This window comes from Salinibaculum rarum (assembly GCF_030505615.1).
Classification (GTDB): domain Archaea; phylum Halobacteriota; class Halobacteria; order Halobacteriales; family Haloarculaceae; genus Salinibaculum; species Salinibaculum rarum.
The window spans coordinates 289,553-310,321 of the sequence record NZ_CP129994.1; the positions used below are offsets into that span (position 1 = coordinate 289,553).

At 53.3% G+C, this 20,769-nt stretch carries 26 protein-coding genes and 1 tRNA gene; 7 read left to right on the plus strand and 20 right to left on the minus strand.

Annotated elements, in window-relative coordinates; genetic code table 11:
* Positions 1 to 678: 678 nt before the first annotated feature.
* From QYL91_RS16865 to QYL91_RS16875, 3 genes are all read right to left on the minus strand, one after another.
* On the minus strand, positions 679 to 1,122 hold the full coding sequence (locus QYL91_RS16865) for a hypothetical protein (protein WP_302082994.1): 444 nt from the start codon (positions 1,120 to 1,122) through the stop codon (positions 679 to 681).
* Positions 1,123 to 1,540: 418 nt separating this feature from the next.
* Entirely contained in the window at positions 1,541 to 1,732 is a 192-nt protein-coding gene (locus tag QYL91_RS16870) for a hypothetical protein (RefSeq protein ID WP_302082997.1), read from the minus strand.
* A 294-nt stretch (positions 1,733 to 2,026) separates the two neighbouring features.
* A complete protein-coding gene (locus QYL91_RS16875; protein ID WP_302082999.1) occupies positions 2,027 to 2,551 on the minus strand; it encodes a hypothetical protein in 525 nt (174 codons plus the stop codon).
* 113 nt (positions 2,552 to 2,664) lie between these two features.
* Between QYL91_RS16875 and QYL91_RS16880 the strand changes: the two genes are divergently transcribed.
* The gene (locus QYL91_RS16880; protein WP_302083000.1) at positions 2,665 to 3,114 is read left to right on the plus strand and encodes a hypothetical protein; all 450 of its coding nucleotides are present in this window, start codon (positions 2,665 to 2,667) and stop codon (positions 3,112 to 3,114) included.
* 44 nt (positions 3,115 to 3,158) lie between these two features.
* Positions 3,159 to 3,743, plus strand: a complete 585-nt coding sequence (locus QYL91_RS16885) for a GNAT family N-acetyltransferase (RefSeq protein WP_302083002.1) — start codon at positions 3,159 to 3,161, stop codon at positions 3,741 to 3,743.
* Here QYL91_RS16885 and QYL91_RS16890 read toward each other — a convergent pair.
* Entirely contained in the window at positions 3,740 to 4,420 is a 681-nt protein-coding gene (locus QYL91_RS16890) for a hypothetical protein (protein WP_302083004.1), read from the minus strand. The genes QYL91_RS16885 and QYL91_RS16890 overlap by 4 nt on opposite strands.
* Positions 4,421 to 4,654: 234 nt before the next feature.
* Between QYL91_RS16890 and QYL91_RS16895 the strand changes: the two genes are divergently transcribed.
* Positions 4,655 to 5,032 carry a DUF5830 family protein gene (locus QYL91_RS16895; RefSeq protein ID WP_302083006.1) on the plus strand — a complete coding sequence of 126 codons (378 nt, stop codon included), beginning with the start codon at positions 4,655 to 4,657 and terminating at the stop codon, positions 5,030 to 5,032.
* Here QYL91_RS16895 and QYL91_RS16900 read toward each other — a convergent pair.
* From QYL91_RS16900 to QYL91_RS16940, 9 genes are all read right to left on the minus strand, one after another.
* Entirely contained in the window at positions 5,016 to 5,339 is a 324-nt protein-coding gene (locus tag QYL91_RS16900; RefSeq protein ID WP_302083008.1) for a hypothetical protein, read from the minus strand. The two genes, QYL91_RS16895 and QYL91_RS16900, sit on opposite strands and share 17 nt — an antisense overlap.
* 136 nt (positions 5,340 to 5,475) lie before the next feature.
* On the minus strand, positions 5,476 to 5,907 hold the full coding sequence (locus QYL91_RS16905; RefSeq protein WP_302083010.1) for a hypothetical protein: 432 nt from the start codon (positions 5,905 to 5,907) through the stop codon (positions 5,476 to 5,478).
* Positions 5,908 to 6,037: 130 nt separating this feature from the next.
* Entirely contained in the window at positions 6,038 to 6,592 is a 555-nt protein-coding gene (locus QYL91_RS16910) for a hypothetical protein (RefSeq protein WP_302083012.1), read from the minus strand.
* A 113-nt stretch (positions 6,593 to 6,705) separates the two neighbouring features.
* Complete coding sequence (locus tag QYL91_RS16915) at positions 6,706 to 7,938, minus strand: DNA adenine methylase (RefSeq protein ID WP_302083014.1); 1,233 nt, start codon at positions 7,936 to 7,938, stop codon at positions 6,706 to 6,708.
* A gap of 124 nt (positions 7,939 to 8,062) precedes the next feature.
* Positions 8,063 to 8,701, minus strand: coding sequence for a DNA cytosine methyltransferase (locus tag QYL91_RS16920; RefSeq protein WP_302083016.1), 639 nt, complete (start codon positions 8,699 to 8,701; stop codon positions 8,063 to 8,065).
* 93 nt (positions 8,702 to 8,794) lie between these two features.
* A complete protein-coding gene (locus QYL91_RS16925; RefSeq protein ID WP_302083018.1) occupies positions 8,795 to 9,523 on the minus strand; it encodes a hypothetical protein in 729 nt (242 codons plus the stop codon).
* 746 nt (positions 9,524 to 10,269) lie between these two features.
* Positions 10,270 to 11,106 (minus strand): DUF6735 family protein, encoded by an 837-nt coding sequence (locus QYL91_RS16930; RefSeq protein ID WP_302083020.1) that lies wholly within the window; start codon positions 11,104 to 11,106, stop codon positions 10,270 to 10,272.
* 154 nt (positions 11,107 to 11,260) lie between these two features.
* Positions 11,261 to 11,659 carry a hypothetical protein gene (locus tag QYL91_RS16935; protein WP_302083022.1) on the minus strand — a complete coding sequence of 133 codons (399 nt, stop codon included), beginning with the start codon at positions 11,657 to 11,659 and terminating at the stop codon, positions 11,261 to 11,263.
* 111 nt (positions 11,660 to 11,770) lie between these two features.
* Positions 11,771 to 12,127 carry a winged helix-turn-helix domain-containing protein gene (locus QYL91_RS16940; RefSeq protein ID WP_302083024.1) on the minus strand — a complete coding sequence of 119 codons (357 nt, stop codon included), beginning with the start codon at positions 12,125 to 12,127 and terminating at the stop codon, positions 11,771 to 11,773.
* Positions 12,128 to 12,308: 181 nt separating this feature from the next.
* Here QYL91_RS16940 and QYL91_RS16945 point away from each other — a divergent pair, with 181 nt between their 5' ends.
* Together QYL91_RS16945 and QYL91_RS16950 are read left to right on the plus strand one after the other, a co-directional pair.
* The gene (locus tag QYL91_RS16945; RefSeq protein WP_302083026.1) at positions 12,309 to 13,592 is read left to right on the plus strand and encodes an RNA-guided endonuclease InsQ/TnpB family protein; all 1,284 of its coding nucleotides are present in this window, start codon (positions 12,309 to 12,311) and stop codon (positions 13,590 to 13,592) included.
* Between the two features lie 102 nt (positions 13,593 to 13,694).
* Positions 13,695 to 14,273, plus strand: coding sequence for a response regulator transcription factor (locus tag QYL91_RS16950; RefSeq protein WP_302083028.1), 579 nt, complete (start codon positions 13,695 to 13,697; stop codon positions 14,271 to 14,273).
* A gap of 167 nt (positions 14,274 to 14,440) precedes the next feature.
* Here QYL91_RS16950 and QYL91_RS16955 read toward each other — a convergent pair whose 3' ends face one another.
* Both QYL91_RS16955 and QYL91_RS16960 read right to left on the minus strand, forming a co-directional pair.
* On the minus strand, positions 14,441 to 14,650 hold the full coding sequence (locus tag QYL91_RS16955; RefSeq protein WP_302083030.1) for a DUF7860 family protein: 210 nt from the start codon (positions 14,648 to 14,650) through the stop codon (positions 14,441 to 14,443).
* A gap of 333 nt (positions 14,651 to 14,983) precedes the next feature.
* On the minus strand, positions 14,984 to 15,334 hold the full coding sequence (locus QYL91_RS16960) for a hypothetical protein (RefSeq protein ID WP_302083032.1): 351 nt from the start codon (positions 15,332 to 15,334) through the stop codon (positions 14,984 to 14,986).
* Positions 15,335 to 15,938: 604 nt separating this feature from the next.
* On the opposite strand from QYL91_RS16960, the gene QYL91_RS16965 reads away from it, so the two are divergent.
* Together QYL91_RS16965 and QYL91_RS16970 are read left to right on the plus strand one after the other, a co-directional pair.
* Positions 15,939 to 16,026, plus strand: a tRNA-Ser gene (locus QYL91_RS16965).
* A gap of 70 nt (positions 16,027 to 16,096) precedes the next feature.
* On the plus strand, positions 16,097 to 16,918 hold the full coding sequence (locus QYL91_RS16970) for a hypothetical protein (protein ID WP_302083034.1): 822 nt from the start codon (positions 16,097 to 16,099) through the stop codon (positions 16,916 to 16,918).
* Here the strand turns inward: QYL91_RS16970 and QYL91_RS16975 are convergent, their stop codons facing one another.
* The 5 genes from QYL91_RS16975 to QYL91_RS16995 form a co-directional block, all read right to left on the minus strand.
* A complete protein-coding gene (locus QYL91_RS16975) occupies positions 16,919 to 17,755 on the minus strand; it encodes a transcriptional regulator TbsP domain-containing protein (protein ID WP_302083037.1) in 837 nt (278 codons plus the stop codon).
* Between the two features lie 58 nt (positions 17,756 to 17,813).
* A complete protein-coding gene (locus QYL91_RS16980) occupies positions 17,814 to 18,641 on the minus strand; it encodes a deazapurine DNA modification protein DpdA family protein (protein WP_302083039.1) in 828 nt (275 codons plus the stop codon).
* Between the two features lie 66 nt (positions 18,642 to 18,707).
* Positions 18,708 to 19,286: a hypothetical protein gene (locus QYL91_RS16985; RefSeq protein ID WP_302083041.1), complete on the minus strand. Its 579-nt coding sequence runs from the start codon at positions 19,284 to 19,286 to the stop codon at positions 18,708 to 18,710.
* A 21-nt stretch (positions 19,287 to 19,307) separates the two neighbouring features.
* Positions 19,308 to 20,168 (minus strand): hypothetical protein, encoded by an 861-nt coding sequence (locus tag QYL91_RS16990; RefSeq protein WP_302083043.1) that lies wholly within the window; start codon positions 20,166 to 20,168, stop codon positions 19,308 to 19,310.
* Positions 20,086 to 20,751 carry a hypothetical protein gene (locus tag QYL91_RS16995; RefSeq protein ID WP_302083045.1) on the minus strand — a complete coding sequence of 222 codons (666 nt, stop codon included), beginning with the start codon at positions 20,749 to 20,751 and terminating at the stop codon, positions 20,086 to 20,088. The genes QYL91_RS16990 and QYL91_RS16995 overlap by 83 nt, the downstream gene beginning before the upstream one ends.
* Positions 20,752 to 20,769: the final 18 nt, after the last annotated feature.

Consider the following 20,769-nt stretch of genomic DNA (forward strand, 5'->3'; position numbering starts at 1 on the left):
AGACACGTAGCACGGTGTCACATGCGCCACACATGTACCCGAACACCTGACTTCCAGCACTCCCATCAGCGAAGTGCCGCTCCCCGTTAGCATGTCGAGCTAACTCTGCAAACGACACGAACCGAAGCACTTCATCATCACCGCACGCTGGGCACACCTCACCAGGCATCCACGAACACGATATTTCCTCAGCAGTAACTACAAGGTCAGTGAGAGAGTCTTCAACATCACATCGACACCATTTGTTACCGTCTATTTGGTCGGATAGACGCGCAGCGGCTCGCGGCACAGTATTCATCCACGATTCAACAAGTTCTGACATCGATTGAGAATAACTCATTTCCAGTGTACACCTCTTTTTGACCACTCCAAGAGAAACCGGAACTCTTGGGCGAGCGTGGCCTGCACATGCCACTTGATGGCCACGCTCGCACCCCGAGGATTTCCGAAATCCTTTCAGATGTCGTGGTTTTGATTCGGCGCATTCCCGCCGAATTCGCGGGTGAATTCTGGCGGAATGCGGCAGCACAACAGAACAGGGGTGCGAGACCAGAACTGACATCCTCTCCGCTGTGAACGGTGAGACTCTTCTCTTGGTGTTGAAAAGCAGGCACGCGCTACGGTTCATCTGGATGTTTTACTGAAACAAAAAAGAAGAGAATGATGATGGTGTATCCCTCACTCGGTGAGGCGTTCTGAGGCTGTCTTGAGGAACAGGTTAACAGTTTCCGCCACATCGCTGTGAGTTGTACATAGCTCACTTGCCACTGCTGACTTCTCATCACCTCTTTTTAGGACGACGAGATATCGATACTCATCTGCCGGGCCTTGTTCATCATATCCTTCAATGTCAGCACCTTCTCTAAGCTCCCAGTCGCTATTTTGATCGGCGTGACGGATTGATTCTTCATCGGTGTGTGTCTCTCCATCAGGATCAACAGCGTACACGACGGGTATCCCACTCCACACAAGAAGTTCTGCATTGTCGGAGCGCCGTTCGTACCCGTCAACAAAATGCGCGACAGTTGAATGCCGATCTTCTTTTGCAAGGCGGTTCCACCCAGGTTCTAATCGGGTGAGCGTCAGCGGTGACCCGGTCGTGTGCACAGTGCGGTCGCCCATATGTGAACACTCTCGGGCGACCGCACATCGTATTCATTCTGGGAGAGTGTGGTTGCGTTCACCTGTGTTTTCGGATGTGTTTTCACAGGTAGTTTCCTCAATTTTGTTCGCGGTTTCATCGGACATGTCTGCTGGGAGTCCATACCCGGGTTCAAACGCACTTGGACGCGAACACCGGTCAGGGACAGTCTGAGAGTTCTCTGAGTCGTTTGTGTCTTCGCAGATGGTTTTTTCTAGTTGAGCAGCTGTTTCATGAGACATGCCTGCTGGGAGTCCATACCCGGGCTCAAATGCCGCAGATTGCGAACATTGAGAAGAAGTGTTAGAAGAAGTGTTAGCAATTTTCTGTGACAGTAGTTTCTTTCCTATGCTTGCGGTGCGGTTTCGGGAAGTCTCGCCGTTTACGGCGAGGAGGAGGTCACTCATCGAGAGGTGTCATGTCGTAGGATTCACTCCATATTGTTTCTGCTTTTGAGATGGCTGGTGGTTGGACAGTGTTGAGTTCATCCCAGCTCCGGGCGTATGAGTACAAATTCCACCACTTTTCCTCTGTGTGTGCGTAGATGTCAAGAACTATACCGTCTGGATTCATTTTGAGTTCGATGCTCATCTCATCGTAGTTGGGTTGAGTTGTCATAGTACCACTCTTAGTTTGGTTCCGCCACCGACACTGCGAGGAGTGACTCGGTCTGGGTGTGTTACTGGGCGGCGCAACCACTCTTCTTGGCTGTGCGCCGCCCGGCAGCCCGGCGCAGTCCGTTGATTTCCCGATTTTCTGCACGAGTGCGTGTCGAGACCCCTCCTGGTCTCGGCACCCAGTGTCATCAACCGCCCGGCCGCCCGGCATATTGCCTGGTTACGGAAATACAAGGAGAAACCCTCGCGCTTCAGCGCGGGGTGGAAGTCAACCGAAGAAAGAGGTGTCGTAGGCAGCATTTTCAAGCGGTACCGCACGGTTAGCAAGTTCGTCAGGAATGTTGCGGAGTGCCCAGTCGGAAATCTTCATGGCGCGCATATTCATGTCATCATTCTCGTCAGATTCGATTGATCGACTCATCTGGTAGGCTTCTGGATATTCCCCGGGTTCGAGATCACGAGTCTCTACTTCCGTGAGCTCAATAACGAACCACGTCACGTTTTCGGGGTCTTCAGGAAACTCGAGGTCGCGTTGCTCAAAAGCAGTCCGCAGACGGGTTTTCAGTTCAGGGCGGTCGTGGTCGCGCTCGTACAGGCGTCGCGTTTGTGTGATGAGTGTGTTGTCGGGGAGGGCAGAAATATTCACAGTGTGTGACTGGAGTTGGCATGTCACTTCGATTTGGTCGTTCGTGTCGGTGAGTCTCGGTGCACGAAACCGGTGAAGGTTATCGCAGCTGAGTTCGCCACTGGTGACATCCAGAGTGCAGTTGTCGGTGAAATGCGGGTGTTCCATACTGTTTGGTAGTGTCGCGGTGCAAAAGAATACTAGGCATCGAGAAAACTGTGTCTGTGGTGGTGCCCCGTATTTCTGTAATATTTTTCTGAGTGGCGCTCGTACTATGGTGTGTGTACGAGAATCGTCAGTCAGCGACTGGTCACGCAGGTGCCGGTGCGCCGTCGATTGACTTGTCGCAAAACCAGGATTGGGAGCTTGATGCGGAGCAGATTGCTGCGCTCAACGAAGATGCGAATTGGATTGTTTCCCATCTTCGTGACATTGTCGGTGATATGTATGAGATTGGCGGGTATGTTGATGAGCATCCGCAAACCGGCGGGTATGTGTTTGTCTTACAAGGGTTCGTCCCGCAGGCGGGACAGTTCTTTATGCCAGTGCAGATTTCGGAGGCGATGGCGTCACCGGAAATGGACACGATCGAAGATGGAGAGACGATTGGTACTGTGAATCCGGGGCCATTGGGTCATGAGAAAGCGACGCAGATTGTGTACACTGCTGCGGCGGTTGTTGTGCAGACTGAGATGCAGACCGGTGCGGAGACGGTTCCGCAGGCAATGTGACCGGCAATGTTTTAAATATTTCACGCCACAATATCCGCGCAGAGATGGGGAATTCCCTCCAGATAGCCACACACAAACTCGGCCCACGAGACATCACTGACTGTCTTGATCTCTGGGTAGACCGCATGGCCGACGGCTACCAAGACCCATTTCTCCTCCGAAATTGCGCCGCGTACACGCCTGGATACTGCGGTCGCATCGCTGAACACACCGGTACATTCACCGGCTTCGCCGCCGGGCACATCGGGACACTTGCCAGCGAACTCAGCATCCCGTACAATTGGGTTGCCGACCAAGTGAACCTCGATTCAACGGCAACAATCGCATATGCTGACATCGCCTGCGTGAAACCCGTTTTCGAACACCGTGGCATTGGAACTGAACTACTTCGGGAACTCACCACGCAACTCTACAAACATGACGGCGTCGACGTGATCGTTGCAGAAGTCTGGGAACACACCGCCCCAACCGCAGCCCGTATTCTCGAAGCCCACGACTACGAACAACAGTACTACAGCGACACTTACTGGGAATATGCCACACAAGTCGGGCACGAACCGTGTCCCGCGTGCGGAAGCACACCGTGTGACTGTGCCGGGAGTCTCTACACTCACGACCGCCGGCACTAATCCGAAGTTGGCGTCGGCGTGATCGTCCATTCGTTGAGTCGGGATTGTCGAATCGCGCCGCACGGCGCAGAGTAATCATATGGCGCATATTCTGTGTGATTCCAGAACCCCATCAGGTCATGAATCTCAGCGAACCACACCCGCGACAACAGCTGGAGGTCGCCAACACTCGCAGCACTCGGGTCACTACTGAATGCGTCCCTCCAGTATGATTCCCCACGAGCTGCAATAACCGGAACCTCAACATCCTCAAACCGAGGATTCTCTGCGTGAAGTGGGACACGCTCCTCAGCTGCTTCTTGAGTCGCCGTTCGCACTGATTTGGTGACAACAGGCGGTTCCTTATTCGGCCCGCCTCTCGAGGGATCTTCTTCGTCCCAGGATACCTTCACCCCAGAAACAAGATCAAAGAACCCGGCATCAGCGCATGCTTTGAGAACGTATCCACGGGGCGGGCCACCCGGCTCACAATCATAGAAAACCGGTGTATCAGGATGGATGAGGCAATAGTTGGTCCCGCCGACACCAGATGCGATCTGCCGCCAAGCATCCGGATGCTGACTCACTGAGAGTGCTTTACCCTCGTGGGAAAACCGCGGTTTCACCCGTTCAGCATTGAGATCACCGACGTGATACACTTCGTGGTAGCTCACTGTGGGGAAGTCGTGTTCAGTCATACTGGATCTGGGCCACCGCGTTCGGCGCGGCGGACGCACTTACCCGTAGTTGATCCGCCGCGCCCACGCACCCGTAGTGATGTCCCCAGACCCGCGGCCACGTGTCTGACGTCCCGCCCCCTTGGGAAGCGGCGACGTCAACACGTGCCGGGACTGTCCCTTGCGGGTATCATTCCACGGGTGCACAGGCGCAATTCCCCAACGTTGAACACGTCCGCACCTGTAGCTCTGTCCATGAGTCAGTGTGAGGGCGACGCGTTGGTCGAGCGCGCTCTTGACCTCTTACGACTCGTTGATGAGGATACCCTCACAATCGCAGAAACCGTGGACCGCATCGAACATGTCACCAGTCACCCTCGCCGAACCCGAGAGATTCTTGACGCAGCAGACCGCCGCGGTATCATTGAGCGCGACGAGGACCGCATCATCATGACGGGGTCTGCGCCAATCGCAACCGGAGAGTTGGATACAACGATCGTGACGAAAGATGGCGATTTCAGCTGTGAACGATGCGGGTCCGACCTGTCCACGGGATACTTTCTGGACGTCGATCATGGTGACGTTGGCCCATTCGGGTCAACATGCATCCGGAAAGTCACAGGTCGTGACTGACCCGCTCAGGAGTGGAGGCTCGCTGGGACAATCCAGAGATTCTCCTGTTCTTCCGTAGAGAGGAGTTCCATCTGCTGTTCGAACTCATCGCGTGTCCGGATGCCAGTCCCGTACCAGTCGTAAAGATGTACATGGCGTCGTCGAACAGCTCCAGAAGCTCGTCCGACTCAGCAACCGTTGTCTGAATCTCTTTGACCGTTGATTCGAAGTCAGTCCGATTCCGTGTGAAGGCGTCATTGAGGAACGCCTCACCCCGGTCCGAGTCGATTGCTGCTGGCGCCGCAGACATCCCGTCGTTGATGTCCACTTCGTCCGGGAATTTGTGATGGCTGAACAGCGTTCCTGGAGTGATATCATGGACAAGGAGGTTTTTCGCGTTCGCCTTCGCAGTGCTGGCGGTCTCCTCACTGTCAGAGTGCGCAGTTACCTGCCTGTAGAGACTACTACGGTGAATGCGGGAGCGTGTGTTGTTCGATTGTGGTGCTAGTCACGATCCATTCTTCAGCATGAACCGGCTCGTTAAGACGTAGCGTAGCAACATCCTGAACAAAGAATTCATCGCCATCTCGAATATACGGTGAGAGCCGTTCGAAGAACTCCGGTAGTCGTGGTTCTTGTGCTACGGAATCGCCAGTTTCCTCATCGTCGTTGTGACCGTAGCACATCAACGGTCGGTACCCGCGAATCGACAGTTCACCATCCTGCGTTAGTTTCAGATTGAGATCGACTGGCCATCGGTAGTCGTTGATGAGCGATTTGACTGCGCTACGGTCGGTCACTGTGACCGTATTCGATGTCGTTGTGTGATCGTATGCCATGGTTTCGATATCCTGCACCCCGCCCACAGGGGATTGCGCCGGGCGGGCTGCACTCATCGGTTTGTGCCCGCCCGGCCGCCCCCGGATTCCATTAATACCTTCGTGAGTAGTTTCCGAGATGATTCGGCCAGCATGCCTTGGCATGTCTGGCCTAGGACTGAACAGTGGGCGGCCGGCGCGCTAGCAGTCAGTCTTTGAGTTGTGTCCGGAGATGTCCGAACATCTCGGCGAACTTCTCGGGATCTTCGTAGGCATCGGCGACTGCAACCAGAATCTTCTGAATTAACTCAGACCGTATTGCGACGTCGCCATCATCTTGGACATGGTACAGTTCATCACTGTGCCACATCACGTACTCGCAGCCGTCTGGGCCTCGGAAGTACACTTCACAGGTTTCGTCAAGCGGCGAATCATCAGCTGCGCTCATTCGATGTGTTACGACACGAATCGGGAGTTCCGATGAATCATTGATTTTTGCCTCGTAGTAGTTGTCTCGAATCTTCTCGATGAAATCCCAGAGAATGCTCGGGCCTTCTTCCCATCCGGGCGTTGTAGGTCGTGTCTGTTCCTGGACGGATTCCACTTCGACGGGGAAAGACGCGTTTTCGCGTTTCAGGAGGAAGCGAGCGTATCCATGGGTACACCACGGGATGTTCGTTTCAATGTGCGATTCATCACGGAGGTCATCCACTTCGAGCGTGTACGGGTACGCGTCGTGGGATGGGAGATGTGACTTAGTCATGGTTACTTTGCGGTGCCGCGTGTCCAGGGTGCGTCCCTGGGACGGCACGCAGTTCACCTGAAGTGCCGTCACTCGTATTGGCGCTCTTCAACAGGTGAAGAGCGCCGGTGACGTCAGAAGTGACTGAGCGAAGTCTGGTCTTGGTGTGTTTCTTGGAGTTCGTCCGGGTCGTAGTTCATCCAGAGTGTCTCTCGTTCTGTTTTCCCATCACCAGCTGCGAGGACTTTCTCTTCGGCTGTTCGTTTGTACCACCCTGCATTTTCGTAGAGTTCTTCGAAGAGAGAGCATTCGTACCCGGAGATTGCGACGGCTGCTTCTGTTTGTTTGAGTACCTGTGCGAGTTCGCGGTGATCCTCAGTGTCGAATTCGTACGCGTACGCATTTGCGTCGGTTCGGACGCTTGGCGGGTATGGTGGATCAACGTAGATAACGCTGTCAGCATCTGCGTACGTTTCGATGACTGTGACAGCGTCTCTATTTTCGAGTTGAACGCGACGAAGTCGGTCAGCGACCGCTGGAAGATGTTGGAGTCGTCCATACCATCGAGAGACGCTGCTGGCCATCTCACGCCGACTGGTTGTCGTAGTGTATGCCCACCGGCCAGGTGTTGCTTGCTGTGCCAGACCAGTTCTAGTTTGTCCCGCTTTCACCATGAATGCGCGAGCCAATTCTATGTCGGACTGCTCAGTTGGTGAAGCACTGGTTTCGATTGCGGTCTCGAGTTCTGCACGCGAGAACGGTGTTAGTGCAAGTGATTCTACTAGCTTGCCGGGTTGTTCACGGAGAACACGGAAGAACCGGATTAGTTCATTGTCGATATCGTTGAGGACCTCAACGTTGCTTGGTTTTCGATTTAGCAGGACTGTCGCGCTGCCAGCGAATGGTTCGATGTAGGTTTCACGGTGAGGAAGGTGCTGTGTAATGAAGTCTATCGATGAATGCTTCCCGCCATACCAGCGGAAGGGGAGGAGTTTCTTTGGCGGGGCAGGTGCCGCGGTACCTGTCGAGTCAGTCGCTTGGTGTGTGCAGGTTTCAGTTGTTGCGGTTGGATTGTTCAGTAAGTCAATCCCGGTGTCTGCTGTAACGGGAAGTGGGGCGGCATACAACTGTGTCCCAGCTGGCGTCCCCGGTTCGTGATGGACTTCTCGAATGTTGCTTTGATCTGCGTCACTTACTTCGAATATGAGTTCCGGATGCCCAGATGTGAAATCAATTGCAATGCTTCCATCGGTGACACCATCGATGTCGAGTTCAATCCAACCCGATGATGGTTGCGTGACCTTGACTGTCGGATTATTCTGCGGATTCTGCGATTCGTCTTGCTCTGTAGATGGTTTAGAAGCCATTGTGTTACCTGGTGCGCCGCACCATCAGGGCCCCCGCGGCGCACCACTCGTCGCAAGCTGAGCCCACTGCGGTGGGCTCAGTGAGTCCTCATTTCGCTACCGTGCTTTTGGGAGTTTGCCGTGATCAGTATTGAGCGAGTTGTGTTTGTTGCGGCGCACCGTCTGGCAGGTTAACATGTGGTGTTGTTGGGCAGTAGTGGAGGAGATATTGCACGTACTGTTTTGGGATTGCTGCGATGACGTGAGATTCATCCCATGTTGCGGGGATGCCTTTCGCGTTTGCTAATCGGTGTTTCCGGTTTTCTTGGTCGTTCCGACCACGACACCCACCGATCGGGATGTTACACTGATCGCCGCCTCCTTGCGGATGTTCAACGTGTGATGGTATCGGGAAACTGGTTTCAAACCATCGCTCTTGGTGGAATTGTAAGCCGAACGCGCGGCCGTTTAGCTTGGTTGGATTTTCCAGATCTTCACATGTCACTACATTTTCAATTATGTATTCGTCTGGGTCGAGTCTGTCGATGACGCGTCGCACGTTGAGGTCGTCAAACGTGGGGTATTCCTCACGCGGATTGTCGTATTCACTCTTTGTAAGTTTCGAATACGCTTGACATGGAGGTGACAGCCAGAGTAAGTCTGGTGAAGCAGTCACGGGGAGTGCAGTTGGGTCGCTGAGGTCAGCTTTGATGAATGCACCGGGGTAGTCAGCACAGAAGTTTTCTTTGTCGATGCCGATTGGATTGAATCCGAGTTCAGCCATTGCGTACCCGACCCCGCCACGTCCGCAGTAACCATCGAGTATAAGGGGGTTTCCGGGGCGTTCTTGGATAGTTGCTTGAACCGTCTGCATAAATCATTCACCTCCAGTGCCGATGCCGACATCAACCGGGACGAGGAACCATTTGGAGTCGCGTTGCGGACTCTCAGTGATGCTGGTAATGTAGTCACCGAGCGTGACGACTGGTGTATCATCAATGAAGAGGTGATGGTTCGGGAGGTGATCGGTGAGAGAGTCTGCAAGAGTTTCTCGAGTGGTGTGAGTTGAGAGTAGTGCTGCCATTTCAGCGGTGAGATCCGGGTGGAAATCTTTCTGCCCGGTGCCAGTGTACCAGTGTTCGGGGTCAGCAAGTTCATTGAGTGGCGGTGTGATTGATTGGTGTTTGGCGTGCCGGTACCGCATGTATGTACGAGAGAGTGCGACTGTGACGCAAGCAGCGCCGATCGCAGTCGGAATCTTGCGGGTTGTCTGTGCTCGGAACGCTTCTTGGAGTGCCACGAGTTGGTCGTTCGTTGCTGTGAGCGCGTCGAAATACCTTTCAACGTCGCTGTTAGTTGTCTCGGAGTTTCGAGGCGGTTCTGTTAGGGGGATGATTCCTGGGTTGGAGATTCGGCGGTACGTACTTGGAATGGTTCCAATCGTGGAGGTATCGTTGAATCCATCACAAGTAGGCGGATTACAGATACGAGCGAATGTCGCATCTGTCGTCTCCAAGATGTCTGCTGCGTATTCTATCGCAGTGGCACAGGCTGTTTCAATTGACGTTGCGCGGATCGTGTACGTGAGAAGTCGTGTTGGGATCATCGAACATCACCGGCAAGCCGACCAGTGCCAGGTTGGCATCCTAGTGATTATCACCGGACGCCGAGACGGGTGCTGTGGCAGGCCGCGCTCGCCACCCAGTGGTTTCCGAGCGCGCCGCGCCCCTCTCTCGACTCTTTTAGGTGTCGCCCGGTGTGCACAGAGCGCTTTGTGCTCGTGCAATACCGGGCACTCTCCAAGGGGGCGCGGCACTAGCGCGACACGTTAAGCGGTGTGACTCCGTGCTGGGTGGCGACAAAAAGAAACCGATGACGGTCATATATCTGGTTTGTAGACAGTGATATCAAGGGCTGCGCGATTCGGATGGAGAGGGAATTCTTGGTTAAGGAAGTCGGTGAGACATTCCATTGAACAGAAGTGAACCCCCCAGTTATGATGGAGTTCACCGTTCACTTCAGCACTTGTTACGATAACGAGGTTAGTTTCCGCAGCTGGGGTTGAGCAAGTATCATTTTCACACTGTCTATGCGGTTCAATGGAAACTCCCTCGGCGGTACCGTTTGGATGCTCGGTGCTAGTTTCTGGCGGGATGTTAGTTGAAGTTGTCATGGTGAATCAGTGTTGGTTCCCAAAGTACGGGCCATACAGGGTGTGTGGCGCCGCCACCACCTCCGCGTGTGGCCGGCGGCGCCACGCTGACTTGCGGAGGCTCGTGAGACCTGTCGCCTGTGGTGTTGACTTCCTCCCACGGCCTGTAGGAACCCCGTCGTTCACGACGGGCGAGGATGTCACTTGAAGTCCTTCATCGTCCGTTGATCACGGTCGTTGCTCTCTTCATCATCGATGTTGCGGTCTTCCATTGTTGCTTCCCACAGCTGCACGTCTTCGAGTCCTTCATCAGGCGCGAATACGTATCGTGGTGCGACATTATCCATGTGGTACGGAGAGAATCGGGGAATCGTCACGCCGGTTGCAGCGTCGAGACGCCCGATGAGAGCACGGCGTAGATACTCGCACCCCTCGTCTTGAGTGAATTCATTGTTCCGAACACGTGCTGCGGTTGCCTGCCGAAGCCCATCGTACCACCCTTCAAGCGCGGTGTATGCTTCTTCGCTCGGTTCTCGCGGCGAATAGAGGACGCCTTCTCCAACTGTTGACGTCGTGTCAGTGTTTGGGAGAAGACCCGCTGGGAAGCGCGTGCTGAGAACACGATACGCATCAACTGTGAAGTTGCTGTGAACGAGATAGAGTGCCTCGTAGTGCCCGAAGGAGAGATGCTCGTGGATAGCGTCTTCAACAGTGAGGTGCTCAGCGATGACTGCGTTCGGATTCACGTCTCGCGGTTCACCATCAGTGAATGCGTATGTGGCGTCAACTTCGGTTTCGTCATCGATGTAACTGGTCACAGAACCGCCAATGACGGCTTCAGGCGGGTTTTTCTGGCCGAATCGTGACCCAGTTGTGATGTCATCGATGAGTCGGAGGCCGAGTGCGCCGTTCTGACTGTGGAGTGCGACGCGGTATTCATCGGGCGCGTCGCGGGTTGGCGTGTCAATGCTAGGTCCAGTAATACTGGGTGCTTTTCGCGGATCAGTTTCGTAGAGAACGAGAGCTCGGTATCCCATGGTTTTGTAGTGTGACTGGTGTTGTGGTTATTGGTACGCTGTGCGGTTTCAGGAAGCGTGAAGGTGGTATTCCGGGGAACGGGGTGCGCCGCGCGGATCACCTGTTTTGTTGCCGCGCGGCGCTCAAGGAGTGTGCAGCGCTACTGGAAGACTGCTAGTTAGTGAATTCGGAGAGTTGCTGTTGCTTTTTGTTTTCTGGTTCTATGTGAGTGGTCTGGTGTGAGTCGTCGACGGCGTCATCAGAGGTGAAGACACCGAGTTGGGCACGTGTTAATGCATCTAGTTCACTCGGTTCCATGATGGTGATTTCCACAGTGTCAATCTCAGGTTCGTCGAGATGTTTCGCAGCGAGTATTCGCCAAATGCGTGTTGTAGCTACGTAGCCACGTTCAGTTGTTTCAACGACTGGAATCACGTCTTCAATGCAGCCTTTTTCTTTGATGATGTTTTTCGGTTGCTCGAGTCGGTGTTTCCAGTGTGATTTGTGGATGTCGGAGATGGTGATCTCGTCAAGGGGGACTGTTTTCGTGTCTATGTCGTCTTGTGCTGGCATCGAAATCACCTTGAGGTGAATAGGGCTGCTGATCAAGTAAAGGTGTGCGTTGGTTATTATCTCAATGTTTGCGGTGCGGTCGGGATTCCTGCGTCTTCAGGCGCAGGATGGTCAAGGCGAGTGCTGGGCTTCGACTTCTTGGGCGGTGTTTTGCCAGTGGTCACTGGGAGTGTTATCTGGGGTGTGTTCTTCAAGTTCGACTGTAGTGTTGTCGTCTGAGAAATTGACGGTTATTTCATCGATGGTGCGCTTGTATGTTGTTGCGCGCCGTCTGTTGCTGTTCAGTTCACTGTCGTATTCTTCGAGGAGTCCTTGTTCTACGAGGTCGTCGATGCGGCGGTAACAGGTAGCGATTGGGATGTCGTATTTTTCGTGTATATCGGCTGCATTGATGGGGGTGTCTGCTGCTTCAAGAATTTGGAGGCTGTACTTGTCCCCAAGAGATTCCAGTATTTCGGTGGCTTTCATTGGGTTGACCTACCGGCGCGGCAGTTAAAATGTTTGCGAGGTGGAGAACGGTTAGCGGATTGGGCGAGAAGCCCCCACCCTCTAGGAGCGACCGAATGGGAGCGAGTAGGGTGGGGATGAATCGCCCTGCGAGGGATGCTTACATTTAACTTTCTACAGGTGTATAATCAAGGTACGGCGCATGGATTACGCACTCAAGTATCGGTTGTTTCCTGACAGCCAGCAGCGGGAGCAACTGGACTGGGTGCGTGATACCGTGCGGCAACTCTACAACCACGCACTCCACCGATTCAACCGGATTCCAGAATCCGCTGGCACGGTCAAACAGCGTGTCACACAGGTCCGTGATGAAATCCCGGATTTGAAAGACTGGTGGACCGACCTGAATAACGTCTACTCGACAGTGCTTCAACAGGCTGTTGAGCAGATCGCCACCAACATCGAAAACCTCGGCAAACTCAAACAGAACGGATTCGATGTTGGGTCGCTGAACTGGAAAGCACCGCATGAGTACCGGAGTTTCACGTATCGTCAGCGGGGTTTCGAACTCGATGAGAAGAGTGGCCCCAACGGCCGTGGACTCTTGACACTCAAGAAAGTCAACGGTGATACCATCGACGTACCGATACGACTTCACCGACCGATCCCAGACGAGACTGAGGTCAAACACGCCACAATCAAAAAGGACAAAACAGGTGCGTGGTACGCCTGTCTCAACGTCGAAGAAGACACCCCCGAGAAGCCAGCACCGAGTGAAATAGACGCCGAGGATACTGTGGGGTTGGATCTCGGGATTCTCAAGTTCGTCCACGATTCGGATGGGCGGGGAATTGAGAGACTGGATTTGTCTGCTGACAGAGACCGACTAGAACGGGAACAGCGTTCCCTTTCTCGGAAAGAACACAGAAGCAACAACTGGGAGCAACAACGCCGTCGAGTGGCTGAAGTCCATCAGCGGATGTCCAACAAGAAAGATGACTTCAAACACAAACTCGCCGCGTTCTATACTCGTGAATACGACGCTGTGTTCGTCGAGAATCTGAACGTGAAGTCAATGCTGGAAAATGCAGGGAGTGCTCGGAACACCCACGAGGTTGGGTGGCGTGACTTCATCACGATCCTCAAACACCATGGACGCAAGCGTGGCTGTCACGTCGTAGAGGTGGACCCGGCAGATACAACGAAGGAATGCTCCCAGTGTGGTGTGAAAACCGAGAAACCGCTGTGGGTCAGGGAACACTCCTGTCCGAGTTGTGGCTACACAGTTGATCGGGATTATAATGCTGCATTGAATGTCTGGGAACGCGGTTTGTCGAAGCTAGGAGTGGGTCACTCCGAAGCGACAACGCCTGCGGAGACTGCGACCACTGTGGAGCAGGCTCAACGAGAGTCTGTTTCTGCAAGTTGCGTCGTTGAACCAGGAAGCCCCTGCCTCAAGGAAGCAACGCGAAGCGTTGCTGAGTAGGCAGGGGTAGTTCACGACATTGAAGAAATTCAGTGCTTGGATGTTCAGTAGGGAGGAAAGCGCACCTTAGTTTTATCCCAGTAGAATGGGAACACTTGGATAATGCTGGGAGATAGCACTGTCTTGATTGTGGAAGACGAGGCAGATTTGCGGGAAATGTATCGGCATTTCATTGAAGGGAAAGTTAACACTCTTAGAGAGGCGAATGATGGGAAAGAAGCGATTGAGAAATGGGATGAGGATGTTGACGTAGTGGTGCTCGACAGGCGACTTCCGCAAAAGTATGGTGACGAGGTGCTAGAGGAAGCTCGTGAAAGAGGACTTGATGCGCCGGTTATCATGGTGACCGCAGTTAATCCGGACCGTGACATCACTGACATGGGCTTTGACGATTACTTCACAAAGCCGATTGACAGAGAGACACTCGTTGAAGCGCTCAAGGATATGCTTGAGCGCGACCGCATGAAAGATGAGGTTCGAGAATTTCTCAGTGTTGCGGAGAAGATGAACGTACTCCAGAACAACCATGCGGAGCATCTGCTACAAACACATGGGGAATACCAAGAGTTGAAGCACAAGTACGTGCAACTTGCTGAGGATCTCAAGGAGAATAAGGCTTCACTGTCTGAAGAAGAGCGTGTCGAGGTCGTGAAGGCCGAAAAACAAGTGCAGGCTGCGTGATTGCTGGTCTTCTGAAACCTGAGAAAGTAGCTGTGAAGTGACTGTTACCTGTTTTCTGGTAGTGAAAGACCTGTGTTGTTCACGGGAGATGTTGTGAACTGCCTCGGGGCTGACCCCGAGGTATTCGCCCTGCTCAGCCTGTAGACTTTTGTGATGGGTACCGTGGATTAGTTTCCAGTTCGAAGGGGTTGGACGATTCCGAAGAAGATCGGTGCGCAGAGCCCAATGAGGATTCCAGCGGCAGACAGGAGGGTTAATCCACTGTGACTGTCGGTGCCGAGGAAGAAACTGCCGAGAATCCCGCCAGCAAATAGGAGGACGCCGGCGAGAAAGCTGTATTTGGCGAGCGCTGCATGATCAGTTGAGTGGTCTACCATCACCACATCGTATCCCCGAGTCAGGTAAATATCCTAGCCTTACCGACTTTGGGTGCACCAGCACACATAACCTAATGTTTATAAGGTCTGAACCAGTACATGCAGGTAACCCATGCGGGATACATCTCTCTCAAGTTGGCGCAGTTCACGTCTACTGAGAGTCGATAGTGTCCTGCCGGCCCGATCGCGCTAAACGCGGTCGCGGTGCGACGATTCAGTAAGCAGTTTGTCTCGAAACCCCGGGGGGTGCACGCCTACGGACGTGTACCCACCCCGGGGTGCGTGTGTCTGCCGGGCCGGAACGGCGCGGTGCTCGTTGCGTTGAGTAGAGTGTCAGCGTTCGCAGCGACGTGCCCAAGCGTCGGCGACAAGTTCTGCAAGTAACCGTTGCCTGTCTTCATCATCCGGGAGCTGGACTTCAACATCGCAGACGACCATATCTTCGTCTGAGATAGTCACGGAGATCTCGGTGACTCCAGCGAAGTACACACGGTACGGAGTGAACGCTTGGTCAACCAATGCGTCAACATTGTCGGCATCCAGATCACCAGCGTGGCTTTCGCGGATGTGTTCTTTGTCGAAGTAGTCCCCGAAGCGGAACGTGTCAGGTGTGAATTCAGTGTTTGGAATGTCCTTTACTGCGACTAGGTTTCGGAGTCGGTTTTCGAAACAAGTGGTATTCATAGTGGAGTTATTGGTTCGGCACAGTTGTTTGGGTTGACGACGCGCATTCTCCCACTCTGTTGGTTCTGACCAGGGGTGCTGCTCTCCCGGACTAAGACCAGGCTGTGGCGCGCCGTGCACCCGCTTTCGTTGACGGCGCGCCAGTGCCTTGGCATCAAACGGCGTCGTGAACCGGGCATTGAGACTACTGTCTCAATTCGCCCGGGGTGTCCTTGGATGGTACGCTGGGCACTGACAGTGCCGCGTCAGTGCCCGCACAGCGGTCCTGTGTTGTAGTCCTGCCAGGCACTGGCGCGCACACGTTTGTGACCTCAGATTGAATCTGAGAAGTATGGAATCCAGTTGTTATCTCGTTGGTGATCGGGGCTATCATATAAGCCGTTGTCTTGTGAAAATCAGAAATGAATCGATGGCGATTTCCGGGGACTACGCACCATATTTCGTCACAAGTTTCCTTTTCATCAGCGCAATTCTCATCTGGCCACTCGGTCCATCAAATTGACCGCATTGCTGTGTGATGACCGAGCAGTCCACATAGGGGACTTAGCTCAGTCCGGCTAGAGCGAACGTCTCCAAAGCGTTACGTCGGGGGTTCAAGTCTGCTGGTGAGGTGGCAGAGCGGCCGATTGCGCCGACCTTGAGAGTCGGTCCCGCCGTAAGGCGGTTCCTGGGTTCGAATCCCGGCCTCACCGTTTTCTTTGCGACCCGTTTTTGAAAAACCCAAGCCATTAACTAAGACTCTCTCTTAGTAGAGGGTGTGTTATGAACGAGGACACATTCCACCACGTTCACGGCGTTGGCGTTGAAGCCCCGACCAGCGAATTCACGTTCCACCCTGAATACTACGAACAGGCCGCTCGAGGTCTCGAAAACATACTAATGACCGTGCGAGAAATTGACGACCGTGCAGACAAAAACACCCCTAATCACACGTTTCATACCACTGAAGATGGCACGAACACCATCCAGATCGCAGAGAACACTGTCCTCAGCGATGTGATTGCCTGCATTCCATCTGGGTGGGAAGTCAGTATTGTCGAAGATGCATCTGATGCCCATAACAATTCTTACTGTGTGTTCACTCGCGCATACTGTGGGGGAGATGTGCGTCTGTACGCAAAGATATTCGTCGAGAACGATCGCGTTCGGAGAACTGATGTCGGGTACACAGACCTTGCCGACACCGAGCATGATGTTGAAATCACGAGTCTTAGCCAAGTTAGTACGCGAGATTTCCTCCGTGTCGTCCGTGGTCTCGAACGGTCAATCATCCAAGCGTATGCAGCTGCGCTGCCAAGTGCAGCAAAGACTCTGGACTACGCACTGACGAAACGCGCAGTGGGCCAAGAAGGTAGTCGTCCAATCCCAGAACACCTCACAAGTCAAGTTGAGTTCACACAGAAAGACTGGGCAGCAACGCGCGGCAACACTCAGCAAAGCGTCAGTAATAACGTTAGCGACGCTCGTGCGAGTCTTCGTGAATTGGATACAGTTGCACCATTCCGAGCAACCGGAGTTGCTGGTCCTGCTCTTACGGAAATCCAGGCAGATGCCGACGAAGCTGGGGTTGTCCGACTCGTCTAGTCACTCTACACTGTCGAGAAGTGTGGTGATGTCGTCGATGGGAGTGTACTCTTCAGTGAGGGTGAGTTTCTGACGTGGTCGTCCTTGAGGAGTTCGTCTTTGAGGAGTTTCACTGGGTTCCGTCGTGATGATGTCTTGTTCCTCAAGCGGGGTTTTTGCACGTGATAGTGTGGTTTTACTGGAGAATTCGCTCATCTCAGCCCACAGACCAAGGTCGTAATATTGCAGGTCATACATTGCCGCAACTAGAGTGGGGACATACACGTAATCTGCTTGGCTATCATGCAAGTAGACGTGTTTGATGCCTCGACGGAATGTTTCTCGTATCTCAGTGTTGAAATGGTTCTCCATGGCATCTAACGTGTCCGAGAGTGGTGGGGTGTACAGTTCGTATGGTTCTGTCTCAGTGATTACTTCGGAAAGCACATCGAGGGCCTCCGACGGGGTTTCTCCATTACCGGTAATGCGGACGATCGGAATGTTAGCTGCATCGACGCTGTCCGTCCCAGGGAGTTCAGTGATTGGAGTTGCGAATACCACGCTTTCGATGCCAGCATCTGAAACGAATATTGGTGCATGCCCAGACTCACTGAGATGGCAATGTAATGTGTCGGTAGCGATAAGATCGCTCGCAGTGGCACCAACCCAGAACGGGTCGAATGCGTCGTTGAACGTTCGTTTCTTGGCGAGAAGGTGTGTTGTTGGCGGTGTTTCGTGATTGGCGAGTGCTTCGACGAGTGCCTGGATGGTGGAGGGGTGGTGATTGAGCCCGTACAGGGTGTCACCAGCGGTGTCAAGGATGTCGTTAAGAGACTCCGTTGGTGGTGCGCTTGACATACCCATATGTACTCAGTACTCAGGCTTAAGGGTTAGAACGGGGGTGGGTATTGTGTGGTCAGAAGAGAGTTGTTTGGGCTTGCATCTGGGATTTCGCGTGGTTGATTTTCTGCTTGTAGGTGTAGAAGAATTTCGTTTTCTCGTGTTTGCTTTCGGCATACATCTTGTCACGGCCAAGTTCTGATGGGCGGAACCGCCATGCTGCGGAGTCACAACTCTCAAATTGCCCCCAGAATCGGTGGTCACGCACAATCGAAAGTTTCGCACCGAAAAGATGGAAATCGGTTGATGGCAGGTTGTTGTTTAATCGCGTGAGGATTTCATGGATTTCATCGTTTGCGTGTTTCCGCGCCACACTCCCGATACCCATGTATTCACGAATCAACCCGCGATCCCGGAATGCATCTACGCACTCTAAGTATTCACGCGGCTTCCACCCTTGGATTACCGGGACTAATTGAAAATCGTAGTTTGTACTACTGGCTTCATACGCAGCAACCACTTCCGTGGTGTTCTCCACAGTTTGCTCAATTCGTTCTGTTGACGACAAGTCAGATTCAACATTTGGATCGCACACCAAGTCCATTGTTGCTACGTACTCTGCGCCCATTTGAGAAGCGTATTCGAAAAGTTCGGTTGGCGAATATGGGTATTCACCTCCCCATCGTGACACCGCTTGATACCCGCCACTGTCAATAAAGACATTATCCGGCGACCGCGGTGTCCACACAGTCCCGAACTTGTCGGCAGAGCTGTTTTCCCAAGCAACACCGGCTGAGACAAGTACGTTCAAATTTGACGGGAGGCAATCAATTGGGCCACTTTCGGAGAACACCCAAAAGAAGTTAGGTGGAGATAAGCCTTGCTGGGCAGTAGAGGACCTCATCACCACAGCGTAGTGCTGATTTCCCGTTAAAACCTAGCGTGGTAAGAAAGAAAACGGTGTGTCAACTCAGGCGGTGAGTTTTTCGACAGTGATGGTGACAGCGCCAGTGTTGTAGTTAGCATTCCAGTCATAGTCGTAGTCTGGATCATCACTAAACCGCGCATCATTGATGACGAGTCCGTAAGCTGCGCTGAGACCGTGATTCCCGACGATGCGTTCATCGAAAAACGGGACACGGTTGAATGCCGGTTCAAAAGACCGAGATCCGGCTTCGAATTCGTCACGGTGTGATTCCATTGAGTCAGGCTCTGGGATCACGGCAACGCATTCTCGAGGTGATCCAGCGGTTTCCGAGTCAATGTCGCTGCGGCGTTTGTTCGTGATTGCAAGGAGTTCAGCGACAGTTTCGACACTGGGGAGCCGTTCCGCATATGAGGACGTGACGTGCGACGCGGGGGTGCCGTCACGGGTTTTCTGAGTCCGATAATTCACTGGCATCTTGGCATCTAGTTGGGTTGGATTGTACAGGACTTTTTGAAAAGTACTGGTGCCAAGAGTATCGTTTTCAACATTGTCCCATCGGACAGGACCAGTTGACCAGGAAGCAGTGCGTGCATCAGAATCGGTGCGCGTAGCGTTTGTCATGAGTGGACTGGTACGGTCGTTTCACACGAGTGATTCTTGCGCGAAGTTGATTTCGTCATCGGGTTCGTCAGTAGTTTCGGAGTGCTGTTCACCTGTGCTTTTCGCACTTGAGTCTGAGTCACCCTTGTCCGTATCTTCGGAAGTACTCGTCGAAGAATCAGTGGTATCGAGGCGGTTCAAAATATCGTCTGCCGTCTGCGGAACCTCGGATTCTGATTCCGACGTGCCGCTGTCACTATTGGCAGCAGTGTCTTCACTATGCGACATTGAAGATGTGCTACCGGCGGTTTCACGGTTGGTAGTCGAAGTGGTTGTAGCGTCGGTGGGAGATTCTGAGTCAGACCCGGGGAGCGATCTCGTGGGAATATCAGATTCAGTGTTACTTTCAGGTTCTTGCTCAGCGCTGGTTCCAGAGTTGGTTGTAGATTCAGTTGCTGTGGCTGACTGGGTTTCATCACCTGGTTCTGGATGTTCAATCTCGGCGACGTCAGTTTCTTCGATCAGCGTGATGATCTCGTCGACGGAGTTGAATTCGTCGCCGAGTTCACGAGTGAGGTGTCCAGCGATCGTGGTCGGGTCGGTGAGGCCGTGGATCTTTTTGTAGTGTTTGATGCGGCGTTTTGTACGGGTTTCTAAATCTTCAATCATGGTTGAGTATAACACCTCGTGGGAGTACTTGGGGTGGTGCGCCGGGCGGGCGTCATGTGATATGTTGCTGCCCGCCCGGCGCTTTTGCTGTGCCCCTACTTTCCTCTCCGCTACTCTGAAACCCGTTTCACGCGAAAATATTCCGAGTTGGTTATTCTGAGTTTCGGCGGTTGGGTGCGTATTCTTGGAGGCACGCACCAATGAGAGATTGATATATCCCGTAGAATCTGTCATTCTGTGCGAGAATTTGCTCTCGGGTTTCGAGTGTTTTATCGAAGTACGCACGGAGTCCATCAAATGATGCGGTTTGGATGCTGCCGACACCAGGTAGTGTAGACCCATGCATGACTGCGAGAAGGAGGTAGTTGTATTCCTCGATGGTATCAGTAGTTTGCTCAACAAAGATCTCGTCTTCATCGTTGGTGGTGCAGATGAATGCTAGTTCTGCGTCGAGGAGGAGTGGTGTGTCATCTGCAAGTGCAGTCCGGTCTTCGCGGGATGCTGGGATCTGGTGTGTGTCAAGCTGTGTTCCAATAACGAAGAACCGAGTGTTCGTCCCAGTTCTGACTTGTTCAGGTGGTATATCAGCTGGTGGCCCATCTTCACCTTGTGTGCATTCTCGCATTTTGGCACGGACGTTGCGGAAGCAAGCTTGGAATCGTACCGGTGCCATCCCCCGGATATCATGTCGGAGGGCTGCGGAGATGATGGGGGCGTCGATTGCGAGATGTGCGAGATTGTCTGTGTAGGAAAACTGTGTGGCGTCGATTGTTTGTGGGAAGCGGTTGTTTAGGGCGGGTTCAGGGTGTTCGTTCATAGATTTTGGTTAGAGTGT